This window comes from Exiguobacterium sp. QJM3NY_9, from assembly GCF_056173545.1.
In genome coordinates this window covers 1,469,084-1,483,842 of sequence record NZ_CM149679.1, presented here as the reverse complement: position 1 = coordinate 1,483,842, position 14,759 = coordinate 1,469,084, and the positions used below count along the sequence as shown (strand labels likewise).

Here is a 14,759-nt window from a genome sequence, read left to right as displayed (position 1 = left end):
GGAACTTGACATGGATCGTCCAATCATTGAAAGGAATCGAGGTCTTGTCGATGCTTAAATTCATTTGGAATTCCTGGTGGCGCAACAAGGAGCGCTTCATTCTGCTTCTCGTCGGCGTCCTGATTGTCAGTACCGGACTGAGTTACTTGATCGGTACGACGCAAGCCAACAACGGTACCGTGGTTGATGAACTGCAAAAACGCTGGGGCTCATCGTACGATATCGTCGTCCGACCAGAAAGCAGTCGAAGCGTGACGGAAGACTTGAACCTGCTCGAACCGAACTATATGAGTGGGCTTGACGGTGGGATTACCCGCAAGCAGTACGAGACGATCAAGCAGATTGCCGATGTCGAAGTCGCAGCCCCCATCGCGATGATTGGCAATTATAATACTTATGCCGAGTCGGAGACGTACGATTTCAAGGATCAAGGCATCTATAAGATTACGATTCAGGACACACAAGATACCGGTTTAAAGAAAGAGAAGGAGACAACCACTTCTTTTGTCGGTGCAGGCTGGTTCCCTCCAGAGAGTGACGGATTGAACCGTGATATCAGTCCACAAGCATTAGGAGAACATCCGGTCATCGGTTATGGGAGTTCAACGATGCTTGCCGGAATCGATCCGGAAGCAGAAGCCAAGCTTGTCGGACTTGACAAAGCGACTAAGAAAGCCACCCATAGCCGTTATTTCACGAAAGACGATGTCGTAAACGATTATGGAGATGACGTATGGGGTATCCCACTGATTCTGAATAGTCAGGAATATGTCGATGCGACACGGACTCTACGTTACGAGAAAGTCGATCTACCAGTCATTAACGACTCGATGGTCGATACGGTACGAGGCGTCATGAAAAAAGGTGGTGAATCCTATCTCCAGACACTTCCGGTAGATGATTCGAAGGAATATCACGTGTCAACTCAACAAGCTACTAAGCAACTTGTGCAGAATATTTTGCAGGATAAATTTCCCGAGAGACCCCCGGGAAGCTTTGAATGGTTATCTCTAAAGCCATCATCTGTCGAATATCAAACGATTGCTAGTCCTTTTGCGAAACGCTGGCCATTCACTTATCAAGTAACACCTCAAGAGATCTCGAAAAACGTCCTGATCTCAAAACGATCGATGTATCGAAAAGCACGATCCTTTGGCGATACCTCCATCAACATGGATGCCGTTCCCAAGATGCGTGTGAACTTCATCGGTGTCTTCGATCCGAAAAAATTGAACATCTCGAAGGACCCGTTGACGGAACTGCCGATGGAGACCTACTTCCCGGCGAAAGCCCAGTGGGTCATGGATAAGAACGAGAAACCCGTCAATCCGGTTCGCGACGTCAAACCGACGAACGACCCGTATGACTTCTTGACGAAACCACCATCGATGCTGACGACACTTGATGCCGCCTTTAAGTTACGCGGTGACAAAGCCATTTCTGCTATCCGTGTCAACGTCAAAGGTGTCGAGACGATGAATGCGACAAGTGAGAAAAAGATGAAAGCTGTCGCTCAAGAAATTGAGGATAAGACCGGTCTAATCACGGACGTTACACTCGGCTCCTCACCACAGCTCGCCTTGACCTATTTGCCTGGACTAAAAGGCGAATCAGCTCTCGGATGGGTCCAACAACCGTGGATCAAACTCGGTTCGTCGATGGCGATCTTCCAAGAAGCGAAGGTCGGGATGAGCGGCATCATCGCCAGTGTCATCGCTGTTGCGCTCGTTTACGTCTTTAGTTCGAACATCATCTTACTCTATGCCCGCAAGAAGGAATTCGCGATCCTACTTTCGCTCGGTTGGCGTCCGCGTCAGCTCTCAAAATTATTATTCCTTGAAGCGACTCTACTCGGCACGCTCGTCGCCTTGATTTCCTGGACGATCCTCGGTTCGTTCTGGCTGACGACGGATCACCCGATTGCCTTATCACGGATCATCTTAATCGGACTTGCTGGTCTCTTAATTTACTGGGGCGGTACGCTCGTCCCAATGACGCTCATCCGACGGATTCAACCATTCGAGAGTATGCGCTCTGGTGAAGTCTCAAAAGGACGACGGTTCGTCCGGGCACAAAGCGTCCTTGGGATGAGCATCAATCAGCTCGCGACGTATTGGCAACGGACGATCCTCTCGACGATCGCCATCGCTCTGCCAACGAGTTTGTTCATTTTCTTCCTGTTCATCACCTTCCGATTGAAAGGTGTCCTGTACGCGACATGGCTCGGTGAATATGTCGCGCTCGAAGTCGGTACGATGCATTATGTTGCGATGGGCGTTGCTTTACTCATCGCCATCCTGACGACGACCGAGATCATGTGGCAAAACGTCAACGAACGGAAAAGTCAGCTCGCTGTACTAAAGGCAACCGGCTGGCGCAATGGTCAAATCCGGACGCTCGTTTTAAGCGAAGGACTGATGACAGGACTTTTCGCTGGAATCATCGGCTTACTGATTGCCCTTGCGATGATCGGTTTTGTCTACAACCAGTTCCCGACTGGTGAACTTGGTTTCTTGAGCATCATGTTACTGATTCCGATGGTGACGGGTGTTCTTGGCGCCCTCTTACCCGCTCAACGGGCTGTTCGAATCACACCGAACGCTGCGATCGGGAGTGTTGCAACGAATACAAAAAAAACCGAACGTCAATTTAAGATTGCACTCGGTTCAATCGGTACGGTATTAGTCGCAGGTGTAGCAAGTTTATTCTTCTTTGCAGCAGAAGAGACGACAACGACGACAGTTCAACCAAAAGCTGAACCAACTGTCGTGACGACCGGGCAAAAGTTACAAGATCAACCGAGTGAACCGGTTCAAAAGAAACAAGCGAAGAAAATAAAGAAAGACGTTATCGAAGAATTGATGGACAAAGGCCGTCTTCAGACTTATCCTGGCGATAAAGACTTACTGAAGCAACGTGGGTTCATGGTCAGTTCGGCGAAACGTATTCAACTTAAGAATCTTCCAAAAGATAAACAAGCCGTATCCATCAGACTTGAGATGCAAGTAAAGGGTGAGGATTCAGCTGACTCTTATATTGACTATAAACCATCTACCTTCCCATTAATGGATGGTCAAAAGAAAAGCTACACGCCAGAAGAAACGATCAACCTGAACAAAAAAGCCTATTCAGAAAGCTTAGGTTACTACGCTCCTTTGCACTCAAAAATCGATGTCATCTATGTCGTACCGAAGACTGAAAATACCTTCGTCATGAACGTAAAAACAGGATTTACCGGTTTTGTCTACACTGTAAAAATCACACTATAAAAAGAAATTTTCTCATTCTATTTCGGAAATAAGCAATCTCATTTCTGAATAGACTTAAGGATTAATGATTTTTTAATTATTTGTAGAATAACTAAATTAATCAAAAAGTATATGATTTTGGAGGTATATAAATTGTCCTATTCTTTAGAATGTGACGAATTGTAATATTAAGTGCAACACCTAACTGAAAGCACAAAAAACCCATAACGACCTCGTGTAGAATAAAGCTACCACACCACATTCAACGGAGGATTCGTTATGAGCTATGTTCATCTTACCACATCAGAAAGAGTCAAAATAGAGACGCATCTCGAGTTAGGCTTCTCCATCCGAAAGATTGCCGGACGCCTTGGGCGTCAACCTTCTACGGTTTCACGAGAATTGAGACGGAACCCACACTACAGCGCTATCCATGCCGACCAACGTTATGTGGAACGAAAAAAGAAGTGCGGTGCACGGACGAAGTTCATGCTAGAAAAAGGAGTCCTCATCCTCGAAAAGTTACGGAAGACGTGGTCCCCCGAAAAGATTGCCGAAAGTGCATTCCAGGAAGAAGGACTATCGTTCAAGACAATTTATCGCTGGATCTACACGGGCCTCGTCGAGGCCAAATCTGGACTCCTTCGCCAAAAGGGAAAGCGTCAGAAACCACGTGAGATGCGTGGACGCTTCAACATCGGGCTGTCAATCAGTAAACGTCCATCCGACGTCAAAGGGCGCCAAACGTTCGGGCACTGGGAGCTGGATACCGTCGTCTCAGGCAGAGGGAAGTCCAAGGCCTGTGTCGCGACGGGTGTCGCCCTGCTGATCGCCATCTTGACGACGACGGAAATCATGTGGCAAAACGTCAACGAACGGAAATCACAGCTCGCCGTGCTGAAAGCGACCGGCTGGCGTGACGGGATGATCCGTCAACTCGTCTTGCTTGAAGGGGTCATGACCGGTCTGTTTGCCGGATTGATCGGTCTTGCCGTCTCACTCGGATTGATTTACAAGATGTACAATCAATTCCCGACGGCCGAGCTCGGATTCTTGAGTCTGACGCTGTTGATTCCGATTACGACAGGGATCATCGGTGCCTTATTACCCGCCTACCGCGCGGTTAAAATCACACCGAATGCAGCCATCGGGAGCGTCGCCGTCAATGCCAAGGCGACGGAACGCCGCTTCAAAGTCGCGCTCGGAACAGTCGGGACCGCGCTTGTCGCGGGTGTCGCCGGACTATTCTTCTTTGCGACGACGAGTGAAGTCGAGCAACTGAAACGACGACAGGGACGAAGCTCGCCGATTTGACCGCCAAAAAATCGACCGCGTCACAACCGTCGAAACAGGAAACGGCAAAAATCGAAAAGCTGATGAATCAGGGGCTGCTCAAAACGTATCCCGGTGACCCGAAATTAAAGGATGCCACCTTCCGTGTCGGGAAACTGCTAGACCGTCCGCCGGCTGAACTCAAACTGACCCAGCAAACCGGCAAACGATACATCACGCTCCCGTTGTTCTTACATGACCCGGATATTTCAGAAAATGAGATCGGTGCCTACAGTCAATATAAACCGGACCGGTTCACGATTCAGGATGGGAATGGGCATGTCTACGAAACGGTCGACTATGTCAACCGCAATGAGAAAGCCTGGAAAAACAGTTACCAGTACTTTGCTCCTTATAAATCAAGAGTCGATCTCGTCTACGAAGTACCGGAAACCGAAAATGTCTTCGTCATGTTCGCGTCAAGTGATGCATTCGCAAAACCGACTACTGTTAAAATCGAACTCAACTAAAAAACAGTACTTCTACCCGTTGCTTGATGCGCGAGTAGAAGTACTGTTTTAGTTTGCCATCCGTGTTTTTTTGCGTAGATCGTCGTCCGTCGGGTGACTCGGATCAGTCCGCATGATCCGAAATTCCAGATATTGTTTCAAAAAGGCAATCAACAGCAGAGCCAGCAGAAGAACGATCGAAACGGGTGTACTCAAGTAATCAGGAAACCGTGCCAGAAGAGCAATCGGCAGAAGAATGGGAACGAGACAGAATTCAACCGTGTAACGTAAACGAATCAGCCGCCGTGCTGCTTTGATACTTGATAGGGCACTGATCCGCCTTGCCTTTCCGAACAGTAACAGTCCATGGATGAGGACGAGGATGACGAGCAGTGGGACAATCCATTCGTCAGCTCCCGTTTGAACCAAGCCATACAAACAAAGTGCGACGACTACTACCAATACCAATCGTTTCAAAAAATTTCGCTTCTTTTCCTGCTGCATGATTAGAATTTTCGTTTGTTTTTCCATTTTGTTCATCCCCTACTTAAAGTCATCTGGCTTTCAGTTCAGGTATTTTACTGCGTAATTCTTTTTTTGTCGGTTGCAGCGGATCAAGAGTCTGCACCTTCCGCTCCAGGTACACATCAATCAGATAAAAAAGCAGCAGGCCGATAAAGTAACCGATGAAACTTGGCACAAGCGGCAATTCTAACCCGATTAATAACGGGAAGAAAAATGCGATCAGTCCAATTAACGCAAAATCAACCGCGTAGCGGAGTCGGATCAGATTGCGCGCCGGTCGGCTGTTTGAAAATGCTCCGACCCGTCTCGCTTCAATCCAGTGCAGGCATCCGTGTGCGAGAAAGCTGACTCCGACCAGGATTTTCGGCCATGTCGCCGTATCATACTGAATGAATGAAAAGACACCCAGTCCGAACAGTACAGCAAAAATAATGCGAAAGAACGCAATCCGGTCTTTTTCTTCACGGATACGTTGAATTCTTCGTCGTTTTTCCATCATACTCACCTCATGTATACTCTACGTCAATCGGCAAAAAAAGTTCTAATTTTTTACAAACTTTCGACTAAAACATCAAAAATTACCCTTTATAACCCTTTTCCGCCTTGCGGATCGAATGTCAACAAACGCTCTATTCCCGTGATGAGCGGGCGTGCCTGCTCAATCAGGCGCCGCGTCGCCGGAAGCTCGAGTGACGCCTTGTGCGACGCTTGATTCGTCCAAATTTCGTGGACAATGACCGTGTCCGCTTCTTCTGATACGCTGACGATATAATGGAGACATGACGGCTCGTCTTCAAGCGAGTCTGCTGCTTCAAGTAACAGCTCCACCAATTTTTCTTGCTGTCCCGCCGTCGTCGTAAATTTCCCGAAAATCCCGTAACTCATCCTGTTTCCTCCTTATTGTTTCTTGATTTTCGACCGGAATCCATTCATAACTTGAAACATTTTTTCTTGCCATTCCGTAGAACAGACTAGCATCGACTCACTTCCAGGAGGACTTACTTTGACGACACGTACGAAACGAATCGTATCATCACTCTACATACTTTTGTTCGGGATGACCCTATTTAGTATCTTCTTTGAACAGACAGGTGTTACCTTCTTTTTAGTCATCCAACTCGGCGTCCTCAGTTATTTTTATTTTGAATTACTGAGTCAGAATACGCACCACTCCAGTCCATCGAAAGAACAGGACATCATTCACCGGAGTACACGGCTCCGTTTTCGGATCATCCAGATTTTATTATTCCTGTTGATCGGCATCGATTATTTATTTTTCGGGCAGACCGATTTGTTGCTCGTTGGCGCTTTTTCGATTTCGATTGCGGTACCAGCCATCATCCGGTATGACCGTTTGCGGATGAGCGACCACTCAAAGGAGGAGAACGATGTCTAACCGCAGTTCGCTTGTCAGCTTGACGACCATTCTGACCATTATCCTGATCAGTTTATTTTTATCAAAAATCAGGCGAGAATACTCCCACCTCTAAGCGTCTTGGGGCGAAGCCCAGCGTAGGTGGGAGATGAATCGCCTTCGGGAAAGGCGTGTCTTACGACACGTCAATTGCCCTACATTTTTTTGGTTTAACAACAAGCAAAAGCAGGAATAATTAAAATGTCACGTTCTTTGAAAACTGAAGATATAGGGTTGTGACAGGAAGTTCGTCTGTCATGTAAAATCTTCAACGTTCACCTTGCGGATGACCGAAGTAGCGAAAACCAAGCAGAGTAGGCATCCGCACAAAAGAAACGGACAAGATTAACTTTCAACCGTCGGGACGACGGGGTTAGCCTGATAACGTTTCGACCGATAGGTCGGATAACTCAGGAATCCTCCACCTCTTAGCGTAGCGTAGGTGGAGGTAGTTCAATGGATGCCATAACAACACTATCGTTTTTAATATTCTTCATACCGCTTTCGCTTTGTATGCTGATCCTTGGCGTCAGCGAACTCCGACACGTGTTACGTGAAAAGTAGGATACTTTTTTCCTATATGCTGTTCCACTTCGTAGACGAGACGGGGGTAGATTTGCATTCCCAAACAAAATCTTTTATCTTCATAAAAGTTTTGCTACAAGCTGAGATGACACCATGTCATCTCTTTTTTTGATTTTCGTCCGAAATGACTGCCGGTTGTAGTGATTTTGCTAGGTTTTCTAGTTTAAATCATGTCCACCTCTCGATTTTTTAGAGCATCTTGCCGATAAAAAGATATAGGGAAAAACTATCTTTAGACAACTCGCATAGAGGAGGACAATCAACCATGGTCTTCAAAAACATTCTTGTGCTATTGACGATCGTCGTGTCTGCTATCTATCTGATAAGCAACACATTCATCTCGACAGCTAGCACCCGGATACTGCTGTCGAACGGTGTACAATTCAGCATTGGCATCATCAGTTTCTACTGGCTGTGGCAAGTTTATCAACAAAAAACGACTCGATTAAAAACATTTTGGCTTCTCTTATCACTGGGTGTATTTTTCTCGACATTCGGGACAGCCATTTGGTTTTACTTAACTTTGATTAATCAAGAGATCAACACCCCTCTTCTGTCTAATTTTATCTGGGTCCTCTCATACGTTTGTTACTTGAGTGCCTTGATTTATAAAATCCGCACGAACGTCGTTGACTTTTCGAACAAATCGTATTTTTTTAATACAGTCATCTATATGATTGCTTCCATTTCAATCAGTTATCATTATTTGCTGTCACCGCTGATTGCCTTAAGGTATTCGACTACTTTATCAATCACTTACACTACTATCTTTTTAGTGATTGACCTGGCATTACTTTTTTTAGTCATCACCCTGTATTATTTGCTTCATTTTGAAAAAGAGAACAGGAGCTTATTTTTCTTAGTCACGGGATTATTACTCCAACTAGTCGGTGATTCCTTGTTCTCTTATTTTTCTACACAACAGACGTATACGGCTGGCGGGTTCGTCGATTATATTTGGACAACTGCCTTACTCTTGATTGGATTTACGGGTTATCGCTATAGCCGAAGCATCTCGTCGCATGAACCGAAGAAAAAGCTTCCACTCCTTCAACGCGAATTTTTATTTCCCTACTTAAGCATCATTCTTTTGACGATCCTGATGATTGAAAGCTACGACTGGCGAATCAATTCGTTAAGTTTTGGTTGGTTTTTAATTTTCGTGATGATTATTGCCCGTCAATCCTTCGTCATGGTTAAAAATAAGAAGCTTTTTACGGAACTCCAACATTTAGCTTATTACGACCCTTTGACACAACTCGGGAATCGTCTGAATTTTATCAATACCGTTGACCGCTATTTAAAAACTGAATCTACGACACGCTTTGCTTTAATCTTAATCAATTTAAATCGCTTTAAAATGATCAATGACGCACTTGGTCATCGGATGGGTGACGATGTCCTAAAAGAAGTCGCTTCCCGGCTTAGTCTGACCCATAATGGCAGTTTGCCGGTGTTCCGGATCGGTGGCGATGAATTCGTCATCTTGGTAGAAAATGACTGTGCGGTCGCTTATCAAGATTTTACGAGTACCATCATCCAGGAATTACACGTCCCATTCATCATGTCTGATCATGAATTTTCTGTAAAAACAAATATTGGTATTAGTATTTACCCTCAGCATGGAGAAAGTGCGGAAGACTTACTCAAAAATGCAAGCACGGCCCTGCACCATTCAAAAATCTCAGGCAAAAACGATTTCATCATCTACAGTGAACGGCTAGAATCGGATGTCCTTCGAAAAATGGAACTCGAAGTTCAATTACAAAAAGCAATCGAACTGAATCAATTGTCCGTCCACTACCAACCGAAAGTGCATTTACAAACGAAGACGATTGTCGGGATGGAAGCGTTAGTGAGGTGGGAACATCCGCATCTCGGTATGATCTCCCCTGTTGAATTCATCCCGATCGCTGAAGAGACGGGTTTAATCAATGAGATTGGAGAATGGGTCTTACGGACAGCTTGTGCGCAAAGTAAACAGTGGCAAGCGAGTGGCTATCCACCACTGTTACTTTCCGTCAACGTGTCCGCTCTTCAATTCCAGAATCGTCATTTCTGTGAAGTTGTGTCGTCGATTTTACTGGAAACCGACTTGCAGCCGAACCATCTCGAACTCGAGATTACGGAAAGTATCGTCCAAAATATTACGGAGAGCGTCTCCATCTTAAAAAAATTAAAGAAAATCGGTGTCAAATGTTCGATTGACGATTTTGGGACAGGCTATTCTTCCTTAAGTGTCCTTGAACAATTACCCATCGATACGATAAAAATTGATAAATCCTTCATCGACCGGTTAAGTCGAAGCAGTCGATCGCCAATGGTCAAAACCATCGTCGAACTCGGTTTGAATCTGCAACTGAATGTCGTCGCCGAAGGCATCGAATCATCCAGTCAGTCGACGATATTAAAAGAGTATGGCTGCTCCATCGGACAAGGGTATCTCTTCTCTAAACCAATCAATGCACAACACTTCACGGAGTTGCTGGATGCCCTTTATCAAAAAAATGAATTCGTCTTCTAAATGGCGTGTATTATTTTACATGAAAGTAGTTCATGCACGGACTGCTTTCATTTTTTTATCCATCCGCTTCATTTTTTTGTATTATTCTGTTTTTTTAGAAGACATTGTTTACCATTCTCTTTATACTTGTAGTTTAATGTCTGATTCATTCATGAAGGAGTTTGGTCTATGGTTAATCGTAAGTTACCATCCTATTCGTTGTTGTTTCTCTTTGTATTTACATTGAGCTACTACAGCTGGATTTATTACTGGAGAGAAGACGCCTATATCCAGCAATTCGGGGGTAACCTCTTTTCTTTGTTAGGTATGGCGGTTACTGTCTGTTGGACGTTTATGACTGTCCGACAGGTCGCAAAAAACGAGAAAATATTTTGGGGGATCCTGTTAGCTGCGAATAGCAGTTACTTGATTGCTGAAATCTATTGGTTTTATTTTGAAAGCATCCGACAAACGGGTGTCAGCTATCCCGGAGTTTCTGATATTTTCTACTTAATTCAAGTCTTCACGATTCTTGTAGCACTTTTATATAAGATCGTGACACAAACAAAAAATCAAGAACGGATTCCGTTTGTCTTTGATACTCTAATCGTCATGGTCGTCGCGACGACATTATCCTGGCATTTCATCCTTACACCCATCTTGAAGTCCGATACGGTTTCGTTGCTCTCACTGATTGTTTCCTTAGCTTATCCGATCGGTGATTTAGGCATCTTGATTGCCATCGTCTTCATTTTATTCAGTACATCAAAACAGTCGAATACATCTTACTTACTCATTTTGTTTTTTGCTTTATTCATTCAAACTGTTGCTGATTCGGTGTACTTGTACTTAATTTCATCCAATGATTACACGTCCGGAAGCTACATCGACCCCCTATTCATCATTGCCGGTCTACTGATTGGTATAGCAGGCCGACTGACGATACATTCAGATTCGACAGAAGAGCAATCACCGGAATCGGTCAAACGATTGACGATTTTTCAAATCGTGACGCCTTATGGCGGTGCCTTGATTTTATTTATTTTTATGGGACTTCACTCGGAAGGAATCGATATCATCACAATCGGGTCCGGCATCTCGATCATCCTTGTCTTCATCCGGCAAATCACGGTCATTTTCGAGAACCAACGGCTGTTCAAAAAATATTACATCAAGTCGCAACAACTTGAACAAAGTGAAGAACGCTACAAATGTTTATTCGAAAATCATCCCGATCCGGTCTATTCGACGAATCTTCATGGCCAATTCGACAGTGTCAATGCCTCTTGCACACAGCTTCTCGGTTACAGCCAAGAGGAATTGTTACAAAAAAGTAGCCTTGCCTTCGTCGCACCGTCCGACCGCCCCTTCGTGTCACGCGAAGTCAAACAAGTTTTTACCGGCACAGCACGACATTATGAGGTCGAAATCGAAAGCCGTTCCGGAACAAGATCGTTCATGCACATTACGAATGTACCGATCATCGTCCAAAAACAACTAGTCGGTGTGTTCGGAATCGGGAAAGACATGACGGAAATCAAGGAGAAGGAAAAACGGATCCATTATCTCGCGTATCATGATACGTTAACCGGACTAGCCAACCGCTCGTCCTTCGAAGAAATGCTAGAGCAAACGTTACGCGCACCCTCGACGAGACGTGCCTCACTCTTGTTCATGGATCTGAATGATTTTAAAGACGTCAATGATACGTTCGGACATGACATCGGTGATCAACTCCTCGTATCTGTCGCCATGCGCCTTCAAGCCTTTAAAGAGCGCTTCACGATTATCGCCCGACTAGGTGGTGATGAATTCACGTTATTGTTAGTCAATCGGTCGTCCGATGAGGTAGAACAGCTGACGAAACAGGTCTTCTCCACACTAAGCGAACCTTACGCGCTGGCGAACCAATTGATTCATTGTCCCCCGAGTATCGGTATCGCTTCCTATCCCGATCAGGCACGGACGGGTGACGAGTTGATTAAATTTGCTGATTCCGCCATGTATCAAGCAAAAACGATTAGACAAGGACATTATGCGTTCTTTGATTCGACTACATCGATGTGATCGTTTTTGTACGAATTTCGCTTAAATAGAGAAAAAGGCAAGGACGATTTTCCGTCCTTGCCTTTTACTTACTTCTCCCCTTCACTTTTCCCGTCAACGACAACACCAAGAATACTGCTTAATACCCCCACCGAGGAAACGACTAAACCAAATGTTATTCCAGATGAATCCGCTAATCCAGATGAGCTATACGCGATGACAATCGTCATCCCGAATAAAATAATACCCATTCCTAATAAAATAAACTTCATTTTTTCAGCTCCTATTTAACTCAATTAATTTAGGATCTTTCCGCATAATTCAAGAAAAATTCATGTCCTTCTAGTAAACCTTTTTAAAATATACCATTATTTTCTTTTATTTTTACAAAAATCATCCAATTCTATTGACAGCTATATCGGACTTCGATACATTATATATCGGGAGGCGATACATTGAGCCGCGATACATTAGTACTTACAGAAAGCACCTACTATATTTTATTATGCTTAACGACACCGAAGCATGGTTATGCGATGATGCAGCAAATCGAGCAATTAACGAATGGACGCGTCACGATTGGACCGGGGACGATGTATGGCGTTTTAAAAAATTTGATTGAAAAACGCTGGATTAAAGTCGAAGAAACGACCGGACGTCAAAAAATCTACGCCTTAACAGAGGAAGGGCGTCATGTTTGTCTCCAGGAAAAACAACGTCTCGAAGAAGTCTTACACCATGCAAGCCAACTTTTAAAGGAGGGATACTGATGAAAAAAATTAGGTTTTTTATTGACGATCAAAAAGAGGAAACATGGGTCAATTCGATGAGTCAACAAGGTTGGGACTTAGTTAAGTTTTCCCCTTTCGTTTACACCTTTACAAAAGGAACGAATACGAACTATGTGTATCGGAATGAGTTTGTTGCTTCACATCACGATTTAGCGGACTACTTTTCATTTTTAGAAGATAACGGAGTCGAAATTGTCCATACGAACAAAGTCTGGGCGTACTATCGGAAAGAACAACAACCGGATGCTCCTTCTTTTTCACTATTCACGGATTCATCCTCCATGCTTACATACCTAAAAAAGCGTTTAAATCTTTTCAGTTTTCTTGTTTTTCTGTATCTGTTTCTGTTCGTCGGACTCGTTGTTAATTCACTGGGAAATGTCACAGATGAGTCGGTCTTCATGAATGGCATCCTGTTCACGATTTTAATTTTAATCGCTACGTTAGTAGTAGTATTCGGCGTCATGTCATTACGACTCAAAACAAGAATTGAAATTTTAAAACAGATGATTCATTAACACGTCGAAAGTGCAAAAAAGTTATCCATACCCGCGAAAACTTATGAGGAGGAATCGTTTCATGAACCGATCTTGTACACAATGCGACACCCAACTGGTCGAAGACTGTGAAGTCCACGTCAAAGGTGCGATGTATGGCTTAAAGATTAAAAAACCGGGTCGTTTTTTCAGTAAGGCATCTGCTGAAGCGAAAGCTGCCGTTTGTCCGAAGTGCGGATTGGTCCAACTATATGTCGATCAACCAAACGCCTTTCTAAAAACATAACAATACTTTAAAAGAAAGGAACGTTTTAAGTGAGTACATACCACATATCAAGTATCCGCCTACTTCTAATCATGATTGTTTTTACGATTTTCTGGTATTATTTTTTAGACTTGCCGCTTGGGTATGGAATTGTCATCCTTCCTGTCACAGTCGGTTATACGATTTATCGCAACTTCAAAGCGGCTCAGTCAGAAAAACAAGAGTCTGAACAAAATTAGCAGCCGATGCACTAAGCATAAATAAGACGCAGTTTCGAGATTTCATCCGAGACTGCGTCTTTTTTGTCATTAAGCTTTTAGCGTTGACGGTCAGCAGACAACCAACCACTAATGTTTTCATGCGTCGCCCCTCCTGATGTTCTAAATGAATCGTGTTAGATAGTCACTGAATATTTTGCGCATCACTTTTGGCGTATTCGCTATGTAGACGTTGATTTGTTCCTCGTTCGACTGGACCGGATCGCGGTCCGTCTCGTCCGCCGGAAAATCGGAGATGCCTTTAATGATGATACATTCGCCCCCGTTTTTCTGACAGATATAGGCGATTGCGCCGGCTTCCGTATCGGCGACCGTGATGCCATTTGCTTTCAGCTCCAAGTAATCGTTCCACATCACGACGGCCCGGTCTGCCGTACCGATCGTTCCGGTGTGACACTCCGCCTGATAGTCCGCGACGTCGAGTTCAACGATGAAGGACGGCTTGATCAACGGCTCGACTTCTTTCACCGTACAATCATATTGGACCGCCCGGTTTGGCACGATGATGTCGAGTACGGCAAACGACTCGTCGATGCCGGCACTGGTCCCGGCAACGATGATTTTCGTAAGCGGGAACTGCGCCATCATGTACTGATTGGCCCCGACCCCGTTTACTTTCCGGACACCGGTGCTGTAAAACAACACACGTTTTCCGGCAATCGTCCGGAAAAAATATTCACCGTACGGGTACTTAGTACGTTCTGATTCTTCTACATCGAAATACGCGAGCGTCGCTTCGAACTCCCATATCGTCGCAATACTGACACCAATCATTCATTCATCCCCTTAAACGTCCCTCGTCACTTTTGGATAATATATACATTCT

General features: G+C 44.6%; 14 protein-coding genes and 2 pseudogenes. 11 read left to right on the top strand and 5 right to left on the bottom strand.

What is annotated here, in order from left to right; genetic code table 11:
- Positions 1 to 5 precede the first annotated feature (5 nt).
- From AC0VYQ_RS07625 to AC0VYQ_RS07610, 4 genes and pseudogenes are all read left to right on the top strand, one after another.
- A complete protein-coding gene (locus tag AC0VYQ_RS07625) occupies positions 6 to 3,269 on the top strand; it encodes an ABC transporter permease (RefSeq protein WP_475404693.1) in 3,264 nt (1,087 codons plus the stop codon).
- 258 nt (positions 3,270 to 3,527) lie between these two features.
- A pseudogene (locus AC0VYQ_RS07620) lies at positions 3,528 to 4,061 on the top strand (IS30 family transposase); the annotation flags it as partial.
- A 6-nt stretch (positions 4,062 to 4,067) separates the two neighbouring features.
- Positions 4,068 to 4,562 (top strand): annotated as a pseudogene (locus tag AC0VYQ_RS07615) (ABC transporter permease); the annotation flags it as partial.
- The gene (locus AC0VYQ_RS07610; protein WP_475404692.1) at positions 4,559 to 5,050 is read left to right on the top strand and encodes a hypothetical protein; all 492 of its coding nucleotides are present in this window, start codon (positions 4,559 to 4,561) and stop codon (positions 5,048 to 5,050) included. The pseudogene AC0VYQ_RS07615 and the gene AC0VYQ_RS07610, both read left to right, overlap by 4 nt.
- Positions 5,051 to 5,098: 48 nt before the next feature.
- On the opposite strand, the gene AC0VYQ_RS07605 is transcribed toward AC0VYQ_RS07610, so the two are convergent.
- The 3 genes from AC0VYQ_RS07605 to AC0VYQ_RS07595 form a co-directional block, all read right to left on the bottom strand.
- Entirely contained in the window at positions 5,099 to 5,560 is a 462-nt protein-coding gene (locus AC0VYQ_RS07605) for a hypothetical protein (RefSeq protein WP_475404691.1), read from the bottom strand.
- A 22-nt stretch (positions 5,561 to 5,582) separates the two neighbouring features.
- Positions 5,583 to 6,050 carry a hypothetical protein gene (locus tag AC0VYQ_RS07600; RefSeq protein WP_475404690.1) on the bottom strand — a complete coding sequence of 156 codons (468 nt, stop codon included), beginning with the start codon at positions 6,048 to 6,050 and terminating at the stop codon, positions 5,583 to 5,585.
- Between the two features lie 89 nt (positions 6,051 to 6,139).
- Positions 6,140 to 6,439: a putative quinol monooxygenase gene (locus AC0VYQ_RS07595; protein WP_475404689.1), complete on the bottom strand. Its 300-nt coding sequence runs from the start codon at positions 6,437 to 6,439 to the stop codon at positions 6,140 to 6,142.
- A gap of 118 nt (positions 6,440 to 6,557) precedes the next feature.
- Between AC0VYQ_RS07595 and AC0VYQ_RS07590 the strand changes: the two genes are divergently transcribed.
- The 3 genes from AC0VYQ_RS07590 (at position 6,558) to AC0VYQ_RS07580 (ending at position 12,123) form a co-directional block, all read left to right on the top strand.
- Positions 6,558 to 6,950 (top strand): hypothetical protein, encoded by a 393-nt coding sequence (locus AC0VYQ_RS07590; protein ID WP_475404688.1) that lies wholly within the window; start codon positions 6,558 to 6,560, stop codon positions 6,948 to 6,950.
- An 868-nt stretch (positions 6,951 to 7,818) separates the two neighbouring features.
- On the top strand, positions 7,819 to 10,077 hold the full coding sequence (locus AC0VYQ_RS07585; RefSeq protein WP_475404687.1) for a putative bifunctional diguanylate cyclase/phosphodiesterase: 2,259 nt from the start codon (positions 7,819 to 7,821) through the stop codon (positions 10,075 to 10,077).
- Positions 10,078 to 10,245: 168 nt separating this feature from the next.
- Entirely contained in the window at positions 10,246 to 12,123 is a 1,878-nt protein-coding gene (locus tag AC0VYQ_RS07580) for a DUF4084 domain-containing protein (RefSeq protein ID WP_475404686.1), read from the top strand.
- A gap of 68 nt (positions 12,124 to 12,191) precedes the next feature.
- Here the strand turns inward: AC0VYQ_RS07580 and AC0VYQ_RS07575 are convergent, their stop codons facing one another.
- Complete coding sequence (locus AC0VYQ_RS07575; RefSeq protein WP_475404685.1) at positions 12,192 to 12,374, bottom strand: hypothetical protein; 183 nt, start codon at positions 12,372 to 12,374, stop codon at positions 12,192 to 12,194.
- 183 nt (positions 12,375 to 12,557) lie between these two features.
- Between AC0VYQ_RS07575 and AC0VYQ_RS07570 the strand changes: the two genes are divergently transcribed.
- From AC0VYQ_RS07570 to AC0VYQ_RS07555, 4 genes are all read left to right on the top strand, one after another.
- Entirely contained in the window at positions 12,558 to 12,872 is a 315-nt protein-coding gene (locus AC0VYQ_RS07570) for a PadR family transcriptional regulator (RefSeq protein ID WP_475404684.1), read from the top strand.
- Positions 12,872 to 13,411, top strand: coding sequence for a DUF2812 domain-containing protein (locus AC0VYQ_RS07565; protein ID WP_475404683.1), 540 nt, complete (start codon positions 12,872 to 12,874; stop codon positions 13,409 to 13,411). Before AC0VYQ_RS07570 ends, AC0VYQ_RS07565 begins: the two co-directional genes overlap by 1 nt.
- A gap of 61 nt (positions 13,412 to 13,472) precedes the next feature.
- Positions 13,473 to 13,676, top strand: coding sequence for a hypothetical protein (locus tag AC0VYQ_RS07560; RefSeq protein ID WP_475404682.1), 204 nt, complete (start codon positions 13,473 to 13,475; stop codon positions 13,674 to 13,676).
- 29 nt (positions 13,677 to 13,705) lie between these two features.
- Positions 13,706 to 13,894 (top strand): hypothetical protein, encoded by a 189-nt coding sequence (locus tag AC0VYQ_RS07555; RefSeq protein ID WP_475404681.1) that lies wholly within the window; start codon positions 13,706 to 13,708, stop codon positions 13,892 to 13,894.
- A 141-nt stretch (positions 13,895 to 14,035) separates the two neighbouring features.
- Here the strand turns inward: AC0VYQ_RS07555 and AC0VYQ_RS07550 are convergent, their stop codons facing one another.
- Entirely contained in the window at positions 14,036 to 14,707 is a 672-nt protein-coding gene (locus tag AC0VYQ_RS07550; RefSeq protein ID WP_475404680.1) for a 5'-methylthioadenosine/S-adenosylhomocysteine nucleosidase family protein, read from the bottom strand.
- Positions 14,708 to 14,759 lie beyond the last annotated feature (52 nt).